General features: G+C 71.3%; 14 protein-coding genes. 6 read left to right on the plus strand and 8 right to left on the minus strand.

All coding sequences use genetic code 11. From position 1 onward, the window contains the following. Positions 1-3: 3 nt before the first annotated feature. Together AB0O76_RS23045 and AB0O76_RS23050 are read right to left on the minus strand one after the other, a co-directional pair. Positions 4-1005 (minus strand): ketoacyl-ACP synthase III, encoded by a 1002-nt coding sequence (locus tag AB0O76_RS23045; protein ID WP_365494282.1) that lies wholly within the window; start codon positions 1003-1005, stop codon positions 4-6. Between the two features lie 119 nt (positions 1006-1124). Next, positions 1125-1835 (minus strand): TetR/AcrR family transcriptional regulator, encoded by a 711-nt coding sequence (locus tag AB0O76_RS23050; protein ID WP_365494285.1) that lies wholly within the window; start codon positions 1833-1835, stop codon positions 1125-1127. Positions 1836-1954: 119 nt separating this feature from the next. On the opposite strand from AB0O76_RS23050, the gene AB0O76_RS23055 reads away from it, so the two are divergent. The 6 genes from AB0O76_RS23055 to AB0O76_RS23080 all read left to right on the plus strand — a co-directional run bounded on the left by AB0O76_RS23055 (position 1955) and on the right by AB0O76_RS23080 (position 9201). Beyond that, positions 1955-2599, plus strand: coding sequence for an NAD(P)H-binding protein (locus tag AB0O76_RS23055; protein ID WP_365494288.1), 645 nt, complete (start codon positions 1955-1957; stop codon positions 2597-2599). A 548-nt stretch (positions 2600-3147) separates the two neighbouring features. Then, entirely contained in the window at positions 3148-4314 is a 1167-nt protein-coding gene (locus AB0O76_RS23060) for a transposase (protein ID WP_365494462.1), read from the plus strand. Positions 4315-4578: 264 nt separating this feature from the next. After that, positions 4579-5751, plus strand: a complete 1173-nt coding sequence (locus AB0O76_RS23065) for a 3-deoxy-7-phosphoheptulonate synthase (RefSeq protein ID WP_365494291.1) — start codon at positions 4579-4581, stop codon at positions 5749-5751. Between the two features lie 80 nt (positions 5752-5831). Next, positions 5832-6602, plus strand: coding sequence for a 2,3-dihydro-2,3-dihydroxybenzoate dehydrogenase (locus tag AB0O76_RS23070; protein ID WP_365494294.1), 771 nt, complete (start codon positions 5832-5834; stop codon positions 6600-6602). An 80-nt stretch (positions 6603-6682) separates the two neighbouring features. Next, positions 6683-7306: an isochorismatase family protein gene (locus tag AB0O76_RS23075; protein ID WP_365494297.1), complete on the plus strand. Its 624-nt coding sequence runs from the start codon at positions 6683-6685 to the stop codon at positions 7304-7306. Then, complete coding sequence (locus AB0O76_RS23080) at positions 7303-9201, plus strand: chorismate-binding protein (RefSeq protein WP_365494300.1); 1899 nt, start codon at positions 7303-7305, stop codon at positions 9199-9201. The genes AB0O76_RS23075 and AB0O76_RS23080 overlap by 4 nt, the downstream gene beginning before the upstream one ends. Positions 9202-9282: 81 nt before the next feature. Here the strand turns inward: AB0O76_RS23080 and AB0O76_RS23085 are convergent, their stop codons facing one another. The 6 genes from AB0O76_RS23085 to AB0O76_RS23110 all read right to left on the minus strand — a co-directional run bounded on the left by AB0O76_RS23085 (position 9283) and on the right by AB0O76_RS23110 (position 17121). Beyond that, a complete protein-coding gene (locus AB0O76_RS23085; protein ID WP_365494303.1) occupies positions 9283-10674 on the minus strand; it encodes a lyase family protein in 1392 nt (463 codons plus the stop codon). Beyond that, complete coding sequence (locus tag AB0O76_RS23090) at positions 10671-12647, minus strand: FAD/NAD(P)-binding protein (RefSeq protein WP_365494306.1); 1977 nt, start codon at positions 12645-12647, stop codon at positions 10671-10673. The genes AB0O76_RS23085 and AB0O76_RS23090 overlap by 4 nt, the downstream gene beginning before the upstream one ends. Then, positions 12644-13834, minus strand: coding sequence for an FAD-dependent monooxygenase (locus AB0O76_RS23095; protein ID WP_365494309.1), 1191 nt, complete (start codon positions 13832-13834; stop codon positions 12644-12646). The genes AB0O76_RS23090 and AB0O76_RS23095 overlap by 4 nt, the downstream gene beginning before the upstream one ends. An 8-nt stretch (positions 13835-13842) precedes the next feature. Continuing rightward, positions 13843-15414 (minus strand): AMP-binding protein, encoded by a 1572-nt coding sequence (locus AB0O76_RS23100; RefSeq protein WP_365494312.1) that lies wholly within the window; start codon positions 15412-15414, stop codon positions 13843-13845. Positions 15415-15520: 106 nt separating this feature from the next. After that, complete coding sequence (locus tag AB0O76_RS23105) at positions 15521-16063, minus strand: SRPBCC family protein (protein WP_365494314.1); 543 nt, start codon at positions 16061-16063, stop codon at positions 15521-15523. Between the two features lie 71 nt (positions 16064-16134). Next, positions 16135-17121 carry an NADPH:quinone reductase gene (locus AB0O76_RS23110; protein WP_365494317.1) on the minus strand — a complete coding sequence of 329 codons (987 nt, stop codon included), beginning with the start codon at positions 17119-17121 and terminating at the stop codon, positions 16135-16137. Positions 17122-17131 lie beyond the last annotated feature (10 nt).

Genomic DNA, 17131 nt, shown 5'->3' on the forward strand with positions numbered 1-17131 from the left:
CGCTCAGTACGAGATCAGGTTCAGCCCCATCGACATGCCCCCGCCGAACGCCGCGAGGAGCACCAGGTCGCCGGACGCCACGGCGCCCGAGCGGCTGAGGTGGTCCAGGGTGATGGGCACCGACGCGGCACCGGTGTTGGCGTACCGGGTGACGGTGCTTGCCACCCGCTCCTCGGGGATGTCCAGACGCCGGGCGAGCGATTCCATGATCCGGCCGTTGGCCTGGTGCGGCACGAAGTGCGCTATGTCGCCGGGGTGTACGCCGTTGTCCGCGAGGAACTTCTGGATGCCGGGAACCACCACGCTGTCGATGAACTCGGTCACGCCGCGCCCGTCCATCGTGAAGTGGTGCAGCCCCTCGCGCAGCGTCTCCTCCGTCGTCGGCAGGCGGCTCCCCCCGGCGCGGACCTGGATGAGCTCACGTGCCGCGCCGAAGCCGTCGAGGCGCGTTGAGAGCAGCCGGGCAGGGGCGCCCGGGCCCAGAACGACGGCGCCCGCTCCGTCGCCGAACAGCAGGACGGTGCGCCGGTCGTTGGGGTCGAGGATCCGTGAGTAGACGTCGGCACCGACGACCACCGCGTAGCCCTCGTCGGCGCCCGCCATCAGCCGTTCGGTCACCGACAGCGCGAAAGTGAAGCCGCTGCACACGGTGTTGACGTCAAAGGCCGCGGTTCCGTGCCCGGCCCCGAGCTCGTCCGCGACCACGGACGCCGTCGGCGGCTGCGGGTAGTCGGGCGTGGAGGTGGCCACGACGACGGCACCCAGCTCGGATGCGCTGATGCCGGCCTGCTCGAGAGCCTGCCGGGCGGCGGCGACGGCGAGGTCCGATGTCGCCTCCTCCGGCTTGGCCCAACGCCGTTCGCGGATCATCGTCTTGCGCCAGATCGCCTCCTCGGACACCCCGATCAGGTCGCTGATGTCCTTGTTGTCGATGACACGGCTCGGCACATAGGAGCCCGTGCCGAGGATGCCGGGACTCCCGGTGACCGCACCACATGTGATCATGATCTGCTCCGTAGTCGTCCTGATGTCACACATCAGAACAGTCGGCGCTCGCGCCACGGTCCAGCGGAACTTTACGGATCTGTCAGGTGGGGGGCCGCCGAGCGATCAATTTCAGCTGATCATGGAGTGCGGTCGATCTGCGCCTGGAGCCCGTCGAGGGCATACCGCAGACCGAGGTGGAAGTTCTGCTCCCAGTCGTCGTCGAGCAGGTACTCGTGGCCCGCCAGCGTCGGATAGGAGTCGCGGTGCCGACGCAACTGCTCCTGGGCCGCGACCCGTTCGCTGTCGGACCAGCACAGGCTCGACTGACTGGCGGTGGATCCCTGGAGGTGGCTGTAGAGCAGCCAGCACGCGGCCGTGACCGCCTTGCCCCGGAAGCCGACGCGCACCAGGGAGGCCTGCAGGAACTCCATCCAGGCGAGGAAGTTCGGTCCGATCGCGGGCCGTTGACGCAGCGGCAGGGCCGCCGACCAGGGGTGGCGCAGGAGCATGGACCGGCAGTCGGTCAGGAGCGCGACGATGTCCTCGCGCCAGTCCCCGGAGTCGTTGTCGGGCAGCGATGTCTCGCCAAAGATGGCATCGATCGCGAGGTCGATCACGTCACCCTTGGTCTTGATGTGCCAATACAGCGTCGTGGTGCCGACGCCGAGACGCTCTGCGAGGTGACGCATGGTCAACCGGTCCATGCCCTCCTCGTCGAGGAGCGCGACCGCCCCCTCGGTGATGCGCTCCAGGGTCAGCGGCGGCACCGAGCGCGGGACCGGCGGGCGCAGCCAGACGCTGCTCGCGACGTCCGCACCGGTCGAATTGTTCCCCCGTGGCTTGTTCACGACGATGCCACCAGCCTTTCCGGCTCTCGTGCTCTCTGCCCGGCCATGGTAGTACGTTGATCTATGTGATCGAGCGTTGTACCGGCACTGGAACAGTGTTCGGGCAGGAGGAGGAGAGTGTGAAGCTCGTGGTGCTCGGCGCCAACGGAGCCACTGGACGTCTGGTCGTCGCGATGGCCGTTGCGGCGGGCCACTCGGTGACGGCCATCGCCCGGCGGCCCCGGGAGTTCCCGTTCTTCGACCGGGAACTGCAGGTGGCCGAGGTCGACGTGCGGGACGCGGAAGCGTTGGACTGGGTCGTGGCGGGCCATGACGCGGTCGTCTCGGTCATCGGCGTACCCCCGACCAGGAGACCCGTCACCGTCTACTCGGAGAGCGCCGGCAACATCGTCAACTCCATGACCGCGCACGGGATGCGGCGCCTGGTGTGCGTCAGCTCCGCGGGCCTCGACCGGGCCGCGAGATCCACCAGGGCGCTGTCGCGCAGGGAGGCGCACCGCCGCGTCTTCCAGGCGCGGATGCTCGGCGTGCACCGGGACATGGGGCGCATGGAGAGCATCGTCCGGAGCAGCACGCTCGACTGGACGATCGTGCGGCCAGGGCGCCTCTGGGGCGCGGGCCGCACGGACTACCGGACCTCCCCGCACGCCCTGCCCGGCGCCCGTACGTCCCGCGGGGACCTCGCCGACGTTCTCCTGCGTCAGACGGCGCAGGACGGCCGGGCGGGCAGGACCGTGTACGTGTCCTCCGGCGAGCGCCGCTGAGTCGCCGTCAGTACGTCGCCAGGCCCGCCCTGAAGTCGCATTCCCGGGGATCGCCCTGATTCTTTCGGGTCGGCTGTGTCTTCTGCATTGTCCGGCGCTTTTGTGGTGCCGGTGTCCGACTCCGGGAGAGTGAAGCACCCGTGAAATGTCGTCAACGTGGCCGATAATAGTCCGTCACGTTCGACGGTATGCCCCTGTTCCCGACGGTGCGTTCTGCCTCTTCAGTGGTTGAGGTGACAGATGTCAATCACAACCGTGGAGGAATGCTCCGAGGCGCCATAACATCATGTCCGCTTTGGCGAGTTTTGCGGCCGCCGAGGGGAGGGGGGCGAGCTCGGACAAGTGGTGGCGTGGGTCGCACGCGACTAATGCGCGTCGCCACGAAGGTGCACAGGGAAACGGCACGAGCCATTAGAGGGCATTTGCATGCCTGACGGGAGTCGTATGTTCGGGGGTATCCTGTGACTGCAGCGCCTTTGCCGCTGACCACCACACAAACGGGCACAAGGGGAGCGAATAGATTCCTTGACGAAAGCGTCAGCGACGATGTGCTCCAGGAAATTTCAAAATCCCTTTTTGCGTCGCTACCCCGCACCGATCAGCGCAATAAGGGCGTTGCGTATGTGAAGGGCCTACTGAAGGTCACCGGACGTAAATCCATCAGGAACATCGCGAATCTCGTGGGCGGTCGGGCGACCGATCAGAGTTTGCATCACTTCATCAGCGAATCGACCTGGGACTGGATGCCGGTGCGCCAGGCCCTGTCCCGGTATCTGGTGCCGCGCCTCCCCGTGGAGGCCTGGGTGGTGCAGAACACGGTGATCCGCAAGGCGGGCCAGCACTCCGTCGGCGTCGACCGCCGGTTCGTCCCGGCCGAGGGCCGTGTCCTCAACGCCCAGCAGGCGGTCAGTGTCTGGGCCGCGTCGGGCGGGCGCAGCAGCCCGGTCGACTGGGGCCTCCATCTGCCCCGGGTGTGGATCGACGACGGATCACGCCGCAGCCGCGCCTCCATACCGGACACCGCCGAGGAGGAGCCGCTGACCGACCGGGCCGCCAACCTGTGCGTCGACATGATGACGGAGTGGGCCATGCCGGTACGCCCGGTGGTCCTGGACGCACGCGCCATGTACGTCCCGACCATCGTGAACCGGCTCGGCCGGCGGGGCATCCCCATGATGGCGCGCATCGACGAGTCGGTGCCGCTGGTCGTCACCGACCCGGCGCTGACCGGTCACCACGGCTCCGCGAAGATGCAGGCGTGGGAGGTGGCACGGGCGTCCAACGGCTACCGGCATCCCGTGCGTTGGCACCAGCCCGGCGTGAGCGGCGGCTTATGGACCGGGCAGCTGGCCACCGTGACGGTGAAGCTGCCCTCGGGGCGACCGGGCATCCTGCGGTCGGGAACGGGACGGCCGCTGACCCTGGTCGCCCTGTCCAGGCGGGGCCGGCCGCAGGATGTGCCGCAGCTGTGGCTCACCGATCTGACGCGCGTCAAGCCGTCCGTGCTGCTCACGCTGTGCACGCTGCTCGACCGCGTCGAGGACGACTACCTGCAGGTGTCCAAGGCCGTGGGCATCGAGGACTACGTGGGCCGGTCGTTCGAGGGCTGGCACCGGCACATGACCCTGGCATCGGCCGCGCACGCGATCACCGTGCTCGCCGCGGCGGCCGCTTCGGCCGGGCAGGGGGCGACCGGGGCACAGCTCGGCACCTGACGAAGTGCTGAGCGGCGTGTTGTCGCGTTCCTGGCGCCCATAACAGGATCAGTGCCATCGCAGGATCAGCTCCATCGAACGATCCGTTGCATCACAGCATGCCGGGGGCGTCGGCACCCCCGCTCCGTGACCCGCCCGTGGCGGCCGGAGCGGGGGCGGTGTCCACGCCCCGGCCAGGCCCGCGCACGGCGCTCCGTGCTGCCGCGTCCTCCCACCCATCCGCGTGACACATCTGCGCACCGGTCATCCCCTCAGGAGAGATCAGTGGACAACCCCGTGCTCGAATTCGGATCGAAGCAGGCCGGCCAGCAGCCGCGGTGGGACGACGAGGAGGCCGTACGACGGGTACGGCAGCGGCTCCGGGACGCTCCCGGCCTGGTCGGATCCGACGACGTACACGCACTGCGTTCGGCCCTCGCCGAAGTCGCCTCCGGCGCCGCCCATGTGGTGCAGGCGGGCGACTGCGCGGAGGATCCCGCCGAGTGCACCGCGGCCCATGTCGCCCGCAAGGTGGGCCTGATCGACCTGCTCGCGGACGAGATGAAGGCGGCCACGCACCGCCCGGTGGTCCGCGTGGGCAGGATGGCGGGGCAGTTCGGCAAGCCCCGATCGAAGCCGACGGAATGGGTCGGTGACGTGGAACTCCCGGTCTACCGGGGGCACTTGGTCAATGGGCCTGAGCCGAATGTGGGGGCCAGACGGCCGGATCCGCTGCGCATGGAGCGGTGCTACCGCGCGTCCGGCGAGGTGCTGCGTCACCTCGGTTGGCACCACGGTCCGGAGGAGTTACCCGCCGAGCCGCCCGTCTGGACCAGCCACGAGGCACTCGTACTCGACTACGAAGTGCCCTTGCTGCGTACGGATCCCACGGGCGCGCTCCATCTGTCCTCCACGCACTGGCCGTGGATCGGCGACCGCACCCGTCAGGTCGACGGGGCCCATGTCGCCCTGCTCTCCGCCGTGGCCAACCCCGTCGCCTGCAAGGTCGGCCCGGGCATGACCGCCGGTGAACTGCTCGCGCTGTGCGAGCGGTTGGACCCGGACCGGGTGCCGGGCAGGCTCACCCTGATCGCCCGGATGGGCGCGCAGCTCGCCGCCCGGGGTCTTCCGCCGCTGGTGTCGGCGGTGCGCGCCGCCGGGCACCCCGTCATCTGGCTGTGCGACCCCATGCACGCCAACACCGTCACCACCCCGGCCGGACGCAAGACCCGCTATGTGGAGTGGATCGCGCAGGAGGTACGGGGCTTCCGGGCCGCGGTCAGGGCGGCCGGCGGTGTCGCCGGCGGGCTGCACCTGGAGACCACGCCGGACGACGTGACCGAATGCGCCCCGAATCCGTCCGCCGCCGATCAGGTGCACGAGACGTACACGAGTCTGTGCGACCCGCGGCTCCGCCCGGATCAGGCGGTGTCCGTCGTCGCGGCCTGGCAGCCCTAGGCCCCAGGCCCAAGGCCCACGGCCCACGGCCCACGGCCCACGGCGGGAGCCAACAACCCTACGGACCAAGGAGAATTCACATGGAGGGAAAAGTCGCTCTGGTCACCGGAGCAGCGGGAGGGATCGGCAGCGCGGTGGCCCGTGCGCTCGCCGAGGACGGTATGGCGGTGGCCGCCGTGGACCGGGACGCCGAAGGGCTCGACAACGTCGTGCGGAAGCTGACCGCCGACGGGCTTGTCGCCGAGGCGTTCCCGGCCGACATCACGGATCGGGCCGAGGTCGACCGGATGGTCGACGCGGTCGAACGACGCCTTGGACCGCTTGACCACCTCGTCAACACCGCGGGCGTGCTCCGGCTCGGCGAAGCACGCCGGCTGTCCGCCGCCGACTGGGAGGGCACCTTCGCGGTCAACACCACCGGCGTATTCCACATGTCGCAGGCGGTCGTCAACCGGATGGTGCCGCGCCGTCAGGGCTCCATCGTCACGGTGGCGTCCAACGCGGCCGGCACCGCACGCACCCACATGGCCGCCTACTCGGCGTCCAAGGCCGCCGCCACCATGTTCACCAAGTGCCTCGGCCTCGAGGTCGCCGAGCACGGGATCCGCTGCAATCTGGTGGCCCCCGGCTCCACCGACACCCCGATGCTGACCTCGATGTGGCACGACGAGAGCGGGCCGCGCGGCACCCTCGACGGCAAGCCCGACGAGTACCGCCTAGGGATTCCGCTCCGCAAGCTGGCCCGGCCCGACGACATCGCCGACGCCGTCGTCTTCCTGCTCTCCGACCGGGCAGCGCACATCACCCTGCACAGCCTCACGGTCGACGGCGGCGCCACGCTCGGCGTGTAGGCCGCAGGACACCGACCGCACGTACGCGCCCGCACGCGCACCCGCACCCGCTGGTCCCGCCCATGTTCGAAAGGATCTCCATGACCGGCCTGCCCCTCATAGAACCCTACGAGCTGCCGAGCACCGGCGAGCTGCCCGAGGCCCTCGCACCGTGGACCGCCGAGCCGGACCGCGCGGTGCTCCTTGTGCACGACATGCAGGAGTACTTCCTCCGCCCGCTCCCCCAGCGCTTGCGGCAGCCGCTGGTGGACAACAACGCCCAGCTGCGCGAGAACTGCGCCTCGCTCGGCGTGCGCGTCGCGTACACGGCGCAGCCTGGCGACATGAGCGACGCCGACCGCGGGCTCCTCAAGGACTTCTGGGGCCCGGGCATGCGGGGGGACTCCGAACACCGCGCCGTCACCGAGGAGTTGGCGCCCGGTCCCGACGACTGGGTGTTCACCAAGTGGCGTTACAGCGCCTTCTTCCGCTCGGACCTCCTGGAGCGGATGCGCGCCCAGGGGCGCGACCAGCTGATCCTGTGCGGCGTCTACGCCCACCTGGGCGTCCTGATGACCGCGGTCGACGCGTTCTGCAACGACATCGAGACGTTCCTGGTGGCCGACGCGGTCGCCGACTTCTCGGCCGGGCGCCACCAGTTGGCCCTCGACTACGCGGCACGCTCCTGCGCCGTCGTCACCACGGTGAAGGAGGTCCTCGCATGACATCCGGCGCGTTCGACAAGGTGCTGGCGGCGCAGCCGCCGCCCTTCGCCCTGATCCAGCGTTCGACGCCGGACGGCGAGGCCAGGATCGACGTGCTGCTCGGCGAGGTCGACGCCTGGCCCGAGCTCGACGCGATCCCGCTCCCTGAGGAGCCGTCCGACGGCACGTCGGGCGGCACCTCCGACGGCACCAGTGCCCGGCACGACGTGCTGGCCCTCGTGCCCTACCGCCAGATCCGCGAACGCGGCTTCGCGGGCGTCGACGACGGCGCCCCGCTGCTCGCGCTGCGCGTGACCGAACAGGACACGGTGCCCCTCGCCGATGCGCTGGCCCACCTCCCCCGGGTGCCGACGGACCTCGTGGACGGCCGCTTCGTGCCGGACGACGGGACGTACGCCGCCACGGTGCGCGACGTGCTCGCCAACGAGATCGGCACGGGAGAGGGCGCGAACTTCGTCATCCGGCGCTCGTACCGGGCCCGGATCCGCGACTACACACTGCGCAGCGCGCTGTCCTTCTTCCGCAACCTCCTGGGGACCGAGTCCGGCGCCTACTGGACGTACGTCGTGCACACCGGCACGCGCACCTTCGTCGGCGCTTCCCCGGAGCGGCACGTCAGCCTCAAGGACGGCACGGCGGTGATGAATCCGATCAGCGGGACGTACCGCTATCCGCCCGCCGGGCCCGCGCTGCCCGGGGTCCTCGAGTTCCTCGCGGACGAGAAGGAGACCGACGAGCTGTACATGGTCCTCGACGAAGAGCTGAAGATGATGGCCCGCATCTGCGAGGACGGCGGCCGGGTCGTGGGCCCCTACCTGAAGGAGATGACCCGCCTCGCGCACACCGAGTACTTCATCGAGGGACGCAGCGACCGCGACCCGCGGGAAATCCTGCGCGAGACGCTGCTCGCCCCCACGGTCACCGGGAGTCCCCTGGAGAGCGCCTGCCGGGTGATCGAGCGGTACGAGCCCGAGGGGCGCGGCTACTACAGCGGTGTCCTCGCGCTCATCGGCAGGGACGAGCGGGACGCCCGCACCCTGGACTCCGCCATCCTCATCCGCACCGCCGAGATAGCCGGCGACGGGCAGCTCGACATCGGGGTCGGCGCGACGCTGGTGCGCCACTCCGACCCGGCCGCCGAGGCGGCGGAGACACGGGCGAAGGCGGCCGGTCTTCTCGCCGCCCTGGAGGGCGGGCGCACCTCCGGGTACGCCGAGCACCCCCACGTCCGTACGGCGCTCGCCGAACGCAACGCGTCGATCGCCCGCTTCTGGCTCGACGGGCGCGGTGCGCAGGTGCCCCGGCTGCCCGCCCTGGACGGGGCGAAGGTCCTGGTCGTCGATGCCGAGGACACCTTCACCGCGATGCTCGGCCACCAACTGGCCGCCCTGGGGCTTTCCGTGACGGTGCGCAGGTTCGACGAGGAGCACTCCTTCGACGCGTACGACTTCGTCCTCCTCGGACCGGGGCCCGGCGATCCGCGGGCCGACGGACATCCCAAGGTCGAACGGTTGCGCGCGGCCGTCGACACGCTCCTTGCCGAGCGCCGTCCGTTCCTCGCCGTCTGCTTCAGCCACCAAGTGCTGTGCACGCGGCTCGGGTTCGACCTGTTCCGCAGGGACACCCCGAACCAGGGCACGCAGCGGGAGATCGATCTCTTCGGTGCGCGGGAGTCGGTCGGCTTCTACAACACGTTCGAGGCCCGGTGGAACGAGGACAAGACGGAGTGCGCGGGCGTGGGGCAGGTAGAGCTGAGCCGGGACCGCGAGACCGGCGAGGTGTACGCGCTGCGCGGGCCGCACTTCGCCTCCGTGCAGTTCCACGCGGAGTCGGTGCTCACCCAGGAGGGCGAGCGGATCCTCGCCGAACTGCTTACCCACGTCGCCGAAGGGTGAGGAGCGAGGGGCACGGGGAGGACGGCGCGCGACACGGCCGGCCGGGTGGACGACCCGGCCGGCCGTTTTCTTTGCGTTCCGTCAGGAAGCGGGAGGGGCCGCGGCCCGCAGCGCCCGGTCGACGAGCGGCCCCGCGGCTCCGGTGTACCCGGTGGGGTCGCACAGCTCCGCGAGTTCCCCGGCGCCGAGCCCCAGGCCGGGTACGGCACCGAGGACATCGGCCAGCGTCCTGCCGCTCCCCTCGGCCGCACGGGACGCCTCGTCGAGCAGCCGCCTCGCCTCCGCCGCGCCCCGCAGAGGTGCGAGGGCGGCGGCGACGCGCTCGGCGACGATCCGGGAGCCGGTGAGACCCAGGTTCTCCCGCATCCGCCGGGGACTCACCCGCAGGCCACGGGCGAGCTCCACCGCCGTGTGGGCGGAACCGCCGGTCAGGCGGAGGCATTCGCGCAGCAGTTGCCACTCCGCGTGCCAGGCGCCCGCGGAACGTTCGTCCTCCGAGAGCAGACACTGCGTCAGACCCGTTGCGATGGGCGGGACTTGGAGAGCCGCGCTGCGCAGCAGCGTGGCCAGGACCGGGTTGCGCTTGTGGGGCATGGCCGACGACACACCCCGTCCCGGCCCGCCCGGCTCGGCGACCTCGGCGACCTCGGTCCTGGCCAGGGACTGCACATCGACCGCGATCTTCCCCAGCGCCCCGGCGGTGAACGCGAGGGCCGCGCCCAGGTCGGCCATCGGCGTCCGCAGGGCGTGCCAGGGCAGCACCGGCCCGGCGAGCCCCGTCTCGTCGGCGAACGCCTCGATCAGCCGGGCGGGATAGGCGTCGGCGGCAGGTCCGCCGAGCCGGGCCGCGGCCAGATAGCCGGCCAGGGTTCCCGCGGCGCCGCCGAGCGCCACGGGCAGGGACGCGTCCACGACGGCGAGGCGCTGATCGGCGTCGAGGACCAACTGACGCCAGCCCGCGGCCTTCAGGCCGAACGTCGTCGGCACCGCGTGCAGGGCCAGGGTGCGTCCCGCCATCGGGGTGTCGCGGTGCTCGGCCGCGTGGCGTGCCAGGGCATCGGCCGTCTCCGCGAGGTCCGACCGGATCAGCCGCAGGGTGCGCCGGGCCACCAGCATCGCGCCCGTGTCGAAGACGTCCTGGCTGGTGGACCCACGGTGCACGAACTCGGCCGCCGTCGGGGCGTCGGCCTTGACCGCGTCGGTCAGTGCCCGCACCAGGCCGACCACGGGGTTGGCGGTCTCCCGGGCCCCGACCGCGATCGCCCGCAGGTCGAGCCGCTCGGCCCGGGCGGCCCGGGTGATCGCCTCGGCCGCGGAGTGCGGGACCGCGCCGAGCCGGGCCTGGGCCCTGGCAAGCGCAGCCTCGGCGTCCAGCATGGCCTGCAACCAGGCCGTGTCGGACACCGCGGCCTCGGCCGGTGTGCCCGCCCGGACCGGGGAAAGGAGTCCGGCGTCGACGAGTGCGTCGGTCATACGATGACTCCCATGAGAGACGTGTCCCCTTCCCGAAGGGCCACGGGCCGCTGCTCCGGGGCCTGTCGGGCCGGGGCGAGGGACAGCACGGCGCGCGCGATGGCGTCGGCGTCCCCCAGGGTCACCGAGTCGACGCCGGGCCGGACGCCGGCGGCCGTCACCCAGTGCACCGATTCGGTGGGGACGCCGTAGGCGAACCGCCGCGGGTGCGGGCGACCCTGTCCGTCGACGACCCGGCACGGCCGCTCGGTGACGGCGAGGCCGCCGGTCTCGTGGCTGACCCCGCAGTCGCCGTCGATGCGGTAGGGGCTGCACTGCTCGGTGATCAGCAGATGCCGCAGCAGCGGATCGGCGGTGCGGCGTACGTCGGGCAGGGGCAGCCGCGCCTCGATGAGATGCCGGGACCGCACCTGCTCTCCGGGGACGAACGACGACTGCGCGACGAAGGCCCCTTCTTCGGTGTCGATCCATATCTGCGTGCCGGGTCCGGTGAGTTCCACGACGCCCGCCTCGATCAGCGCGGCCATCTCCTCGATCCGGGAGACCGGCGGGCCGATGGAGAGGAAGGCGTTGAGCGGCGTGTACCAGGCCTCCAGTTCGTTCAGATGGGATCCGCCCTCTAGGCCTCCGTGGTCGACCACGAGACGTACCTCGTTGCGCAGGTCCCGCAGCACGTCGAGGGCGGCCTTCAGCGGGCTGCTCACGTTCCCGGTCCGCGCCTCCCGTGCGTCCTGCCGCAGATACGCGAGCAGCCAGCTGTGGAACTGCTCGCGGTCGGCGAAGTCGTGCCCGAGCCAGGGCCTGGCCAGGCGGTCCCAGTCCCAGCGGTCGTCGGGGCCGATGGCGTGCTCGTCCAGGAGCGCCGCCCGGCGCGGTGGCGACGCCGCAAGGTAGCGCGAGACGAACGGCTCGGGATCGTCGCCCCGCGAGGTCAGCAGCGTCCCGTAGTAGACGCCTTCCACCTCCGCGGCGATCAGCGGCCACACGTCCGCCTCGAAGTGCACGCGCTCGCCCTCCTGGGCCCGCCCGCGCAGCCGGGCGATCACCGGTGGGGTGAGGAGCCGGGGGGTGTGGCGGCCGTACGCGCCCTTCTCGTTCTGTCCGCGCGCGTGGTAGGGAACCCCGCGGCGCGAACTGGCGTACAGCTTCGGTTCCCGGCCCGAAGGACGGTAGACGAGACGGTCATCGGCTCGTTCGAAGACGCCGCCGCGTCCGATGGTGAACAGGGCCATGTAGTCGAAGAAGTTGAGGCCGAGCCCGCGCAGCAGCACCGGCTCGCCGGGTGCGGCGAACTCCGTGTCCACGTCGGCGGGGTTGGCCGGAGTGACGTAGGTGAGGTGGTGGATGCGCGCCAGACTGGCGGTGCGTTCTTGACGGGCCGTCAACTGCGCAGGAAGGTGACCGAGCGCAAGGACCACGGCATCCAGGTCGTGGATGCGCGTGCCGTCCGCGAGCCGGACGCCCTGCGGTCCGCCGGGCGTACCGCTGGTGTCCGCCATCGCCACGGCCCGCGAGCGGTGCACCCGGACGGTGACGTGCTCGGGAGCGCGGGCGGCCACCCGCCGGAAGGAGTCCCGCAGATACTGTCCGTACAGGGCGCGGGTGGGATAGGAGTCGGGGCCGAGCGCGCGTGCCTCGGCGAGGATCTGCTCGTCGTACGTGCCCGGTTCGCCCCAGCGGGCCACGCCGTCGGCCCACTCGTACAGGCTCGGCCCCGGCTCGATGGGCCCCTCGATCCGGGTGTCGTCGTCGGTGAACACGGTGATCTGCGAGGCCACGGTGTTGGTGAGCAGGTGGTGCGACTGGTCCGTCCGCCAGACCGCGCCGGCGCCGGGGGCTGCCGGATCGACGACATGCACGGTCACCGACGCCTGCGACGGTGCCTTGCGCTCGTTGGCGCACAGCCGTTCCAGGACGCACAGACCCCGGGGTCCTGCCCCGACGATGCACACTTCGACCTGTCCGCCGCTCATGCCCGCACGCCCCGGGCGCCGGAGTCGGTGGTTCCGTGCATCCACGCGACGTGGTCGTGCAGTTCCGTCGCGGACATGGCGGACAGCATCGCGTTCCTCGCTCTCGCTTCGGGCCCTGCGGGGTGCCACAGGCGGGTGCTCGCCCGGGCGGCGAGCGTGATCCGTGCGGTGCGTTCACGCCGCTCGGCGGCGTACTTCTCGAATCGTTCGCCGATCGCGTCCGCATGGGCGTCGAGCAGGTCGCCGATGAGCACGGCGTCCTCCAGTGCCTGGCAGGCGCCCTGGGCGGCGTAGTGCAGCATCGGATGGGCGGCGTCGCCGAGCAGCGCGACCCGTCCGTCGGTCCAGCGGTCCACCGGATCGCGGTCGACGAGCGACCACGACTTCCAGTCCTCGCCCAGGGCCAGGAGCCGTCGGGCCGTGTCGCCGAGTCCGGCGAACGCGCTGTGCACCTCCGGCGCCGCCACCGGTACTCCGGCGAATGCCTCGGTGACCCCGTTCTCGATGCTCGGGGCGAGGTTGAGGTAGCGGCCGCCGGCGATCGCGTAGTGCACGAAGTGCCGTCCGGGGCCTGCCCACCAGGTGACGGCGTTCCACCGCAGCTCCTCGGGGACCCGCTCCATCGGGACCACCGTCCGGTACACGGTGATGCCCACGACGCGCGGTTCGCCGTCGCCGACGAGCTGCCCGCGGATCGCCGACCTGATGCCGTCGGCCCCGATCACCGCGTCACCGGTGACCCGTGTCCCGTCCGCGAGCAGGGCGGTCGCGCTCGCGTCGTCCTGGCGGTAGCCGGTGACCTGGCTCGCGGATCGCAGTTCGACCGCGCCCGAGCGGCGGCAGGCCTCAAGGAGCAGCCGGTACAGCTCGCCGCGGTGGACGACGACGTACGGGCTGCCGAACCGGCGGCGGTACTCGCCGGTGAGCGGCATGCTCGTCACATGCTCGCCGGACACCCCGTCCATGAACCGCAGTTCGTCGATGTGCACCGCGCAGTCGCGCACGGCATCGCCGACACCGAGTCGGTCCAGCGCGTGCAGGCCGTTGGGGGCCAGCTGGATCCCGGCGCCGATCTCGGCGAAGTCGGCGGAGCGTTCCAGTACGACCGCGCGGTGCCCGCGCCGGGCGACGGCGACGGCCGCGGCGAGGCCGCCGATACCGCCCCCGACGATGATCATCCTCGCCATGTCTGCCTCTATTCGGCCTGGGCGGCTGCCGTCAGCAGCTTCGCCAGTTCGAGACGCTTGATCTTCGTGGTCGCGGTCTGCGGCAGGTCCGCGAGCCGCCAGTGCACCGGGTCGGCCATCGCGGGAAGACCGGCCGCGGCCCTGCGCCACTCGGCGAGGCCCACGGGCTCGTCGTCCTTGGTGCACACCACGGGTACGGCGGCGCCGTCCTCGCTCGGCACGATGATCACCTCGGAGAGCCGGTCCAGCTTCGCGAGGAGGGCGTCTTCGGCCGCGAGGGTCGAGCCGAAGCCGGGGATCAGGTCGACCTCGCGGTCGAGCAGATGGAGGCAGCCCCGCTTGGTCCGGTAGCCCACGTCGCCCATCCGCCACCAGCCGTCGCTCAACTGCCGTGCGTAGCGCTCGGATTCACCCAGGTACGTCATGATGCGCCCGTCGCTGCGCACCTCGATGTGGCCGGGGTTCTGCTCCGACGGCGGCTGTCCGTCGCGGCTGACCACGCGGACGTCGGTCATCCCGGGGAAGGGCACGCCGACGCAGCGCCCGTCGTCGTCCGGCCGGTGCCGCCTGGTGAAGGCACGCACGACCGTGGGACCCACCTCGCTCTGCCCGTACAGCTGGCCGAACAGCGGTGCCCTGCGCCGCGATGCGCGGAGCAGCCGGTGGACGGTGCGCGGGTGGATGGCGTCGAAGGTGCTGCTGAACAGCTTGACGTTGGCGAGCGGCCCCCGCGGGTCGTCCGCCAACTCCTCCCAGCGCATGAAGGAGTTGGGGTGGGCCTCCAGGATGCCCGGGCGGAGCTGGACGAAGAGGTCGGCGGCCCGCTTCTGGTCGGAGTCGTTGAGTACGACGATGGGGAAGCCGTTGAGCAGGGAGATGGCAAGGGCGGTGAACAGCCGCGAGTGCACGAAGGAGACATGCATCGCGATGGTCTCGGGCTTGCGGATGACGGCCGCGATCGCCATCCGCTGCGGACGGTAGCGCGCCTGCAGGGTGCGTCCGGTGTGCACGGCCAGCTTGGGCACTCCGGTCGTGCCGGAGGTGTGGGTGATCAGCGTGGGGTGGTCGGGCGGCATGGTGACCGGATCGACGCGCCGGGCCCCCGCGAAGCGGGCGAGTTCGACGGCGCGTTCGTGCCGGCCGGAGGCGAGCAGCACGCTCTGGGCGAGGTCGAAGACCGAGTCGGGAAGTTCAAGGTCCAACTTCGCGCCGTCGGTGAGGAGATGGGGCCGATCGGCCCGGCGGACCAGCTCGGCGACCGTGGCGCCGTCGAGCTTGGGAGAGAGCAGCACCGGCACCGCGCCGATCCGGGCGGCGGCGCAGGCGAGCAGGGTGATGTCGAAGCTGTCGGACTTGTGGATCACGACCCGTTCGCCGGGGCGTACCTTGGCCGCCCAGAGCCGGGATGCCTGTTCCGCGACCAGGTCCGCCATTTCCGCGACGGTCGCGCGGCGGCCGAGGTCCGGTGCCACGTCCAGGTCGTGGTCGAAGATCATGACGTTCGTGGGATGCCGGGACGCGGCACGGTCGAAGAGCGTCCCCAGTCTGATTCCACGGTTCGCTATGCGCTGCAGCAGCATGGTGTGTGCACCCTCTCGCGGTCGCTGCGGAGAACTCAGGAGGTTCGGATTCCGGAACCTCCCAGGGGGGCGGGGGTTCCGGGCCTTTCGTCGTGCGGCGTACCGGTCAGCCGGCCTCGATGACCTTCTTGACGCGCTGCAGGGTGGCGGCCATGTCTGCGTCCAACTTGGCCGACCAGTCGCCGAAGAACCGCTGCCGCTGGGTGGCGTCCATGTCGGCGGTGATGCCGCGGATGCCTTCGGTGGGCTCTCCCATCCGGAAGTGGTGCACCAGGACGCAGCCTTGGCCCGCGGCCTCGATGTCGAAGGCCCAGACGCTGTCCTGGCGACGGCCCGCCTTGTCGCGCATCGCCCAGCGGAAGGTGCTCCCGGGTTCGGCGGCGACGACCTCCGCCTCGGTGGTCCAGTTGCCGCGTACGACGGGCGCCCAGGCGACCACGTCCTCGGGGCGGTGGTTCTCTCCCCGGAAGACCGCCCCCACGGTGGCGGCCTGCCCGGAGATCCAGCGTCCGCCGGTGCACTCGGTGCTCCACGCGCCGCAGCGCGGCAGGTCGCTGACGACCGCGTACGCTGCGGCCGCCGACGCGGCGACCTCGGTCCGGACAGTGATCTGGAAGAGCGTGGCGGGTTCGACTTCGGAATTCGTCATGGCCGGAAGCCTGGCCAGCGGAGCCGAGACGGGTCAACGACGGTCGTTCGGGTCCGTCAAGTCGGCCGTTCTCAGAGCAGCCGGTCCGGCAGCAGCACGACGCGCCTGCCGTTCAACTCCCCCTGTTCCAGGCGTTTGTGGGCCTCTCGCGCAGTGCTCAGCGGCCGCTCTTCGACCGCTCGGGCGCGCAATCGCCCGGCCACCATCAACCGGTTGAGGGTACGTGCCGCTTCGGCGAGTTCGGCGGTGGTGGCGCGCGAGATGACGAAGCCGGTGACGGTGCCGTCCTTGAGGTAGAGCGGCCCTACGGGGAGCACCGGGCGGGACCGGAGTCCTGCCAGGAGCACGATGCGGCCGCGGAAGGCGAGCAGATCGACGGCGGCGGTCATGTCGTTGTGGCCCGAGGTGTCGACGATCAGGTCGACGCCGTGCGGCGACAGGCCCCGGACGCGCTCGGGGAGCCGGGGATCGCGGTAGTCGAGCACCGCCGTCGCGCCGAGCCGCTGACAGTGCTCCTCGTCCTCGGGCCGGGCCGCGGCGAACACCCGCGCACCGGCTTCGGCGGCGAGGGCGACCAGCGCGCTGCCCACGTTCCCGGCGGCTCCCGCGACGAGCACGGTCTCGCCGGGCCTCAGCCGCCCGTGGGTGAACAGTGCCAGGTAGCCGGTGGCCGACGGATGGAGCACGGCCGCCGCGTCGGTGGGCCGTACGCCGTCCGGCAGGTGATACAGCCGGTCCACGGGCACCACGGCCCGCTCGGCTGCGGCGCCCTGCCTGCCCTCGTGGCCGAGGCTGTTGCACCAGACGCGGTCCCCCACGGCGAAGCCCGTCGCACCGGGCCCCACCGAGGCGACGGTGCCCACGAGGTCACGGCCGATCACGAAGGGGAAGGTCACCCCCGTTCGCCAGGTGCCGGCCCTGATGAAGGTGTCCACCGGATTGACGGTGGTGGCAAGGGTGTCGACCAGGACGTCTGTCGGCCCCGGCACCGGGGGCGGCAGTTCGCCGTGGCGGATGGCGTCGGGCGGCCCGAAATCGTCTATGTACGCTGCCTGCATGCGCCGCATG

The sequence above is a fragment of the Streptomyces sp. NPDC086554 genome (assembly GCF_040686095.1).
Classification (GTDB): Bacteria; Actinomycetota; Actinomycetes; order Streptomycetales; family Streptomycetaceae; genus Streptomyces.

What these genes read in the sequence shown, in the direction of transcription:
- AB0O76_RS23085 (WP_365494303.1), bottom strand. Translation starts at nt 10,674, where the DNA reads ATGACCGACGCACTCGTCGACGCCGGACTCCTTTCCCCGGTCCGGGCG.
- AB0O76_RS23090 (WP_365494306.1), bottom strand. Translation starts at nt 12,647, where the DNA reads ATGAGCGGCGGACAGGTCGAAGTGTGCATCGTCGGGGCAGGACCCCGG.
- AB0O76_RS23110 (WP_365494317.1), bottom strand. Translation starts at nt 17,121, where the DNA reads ATGCAGGCAGCGTACATAGACGATTTCGGGCCGCCCGACGCCATCCGC.
- AB0O76_RS23080 (WP_365494300.1), top strand. Translation starts at nt 7,303, where the DNA reads ATGACATCCGGCGCGTTCGACAAGGTGCTGGCGGCGCAGCCGCCGCCC.
- AB0O76_RS23070 (WP_365494294.1), top strand. Translation starts at nt 5,832, where the DNA reads ATGGAGGGAAAAGTCGCTCTGGTCACCGGAGCAGCGGGAGGGATCGGC.
- AB0O76_RS23045 (WP_365494282.1), bottom strand. Translation starts at nt 1,005, where the DNA reads ATGATCACATGTGGTGCGGTCACCGGGAGTCCCGGCATCCTCGGCACG.
- AB0O76_RS23105 (WP_365494314.1), bottom strand. Translation starts at nt 16,063, where the DNA reads ATGACGAATTCCGAAGTCGAACCCGCCACGCTCTTCCAGATCACTGTC.
- AB0O76_RS23075 (WP_365494297.1), top strand. Translation starts at nt 6,683, where the DNA reads ATGACCGGCCTGCCCCTCATAGAACCCTACGAGCTGCCGAGCACCGGC.
- AB0O76_RS23095 (WP_365494309.1), bottom strand. Translation starts at nt 13,834, where the DNA reads ATGGCGAGGATGATCATCGTCGGGGGCGGTATCGGCGGCCTCGCCGCG.
- AB0O76_RS23100 (WP_365494312.1), bottom strand. Translation starts at nt 15,414, where the DNA reads ATGCTGCTGCAGCGCATAGCGAACCGTGGAATCAGACTGGGGACGCTC.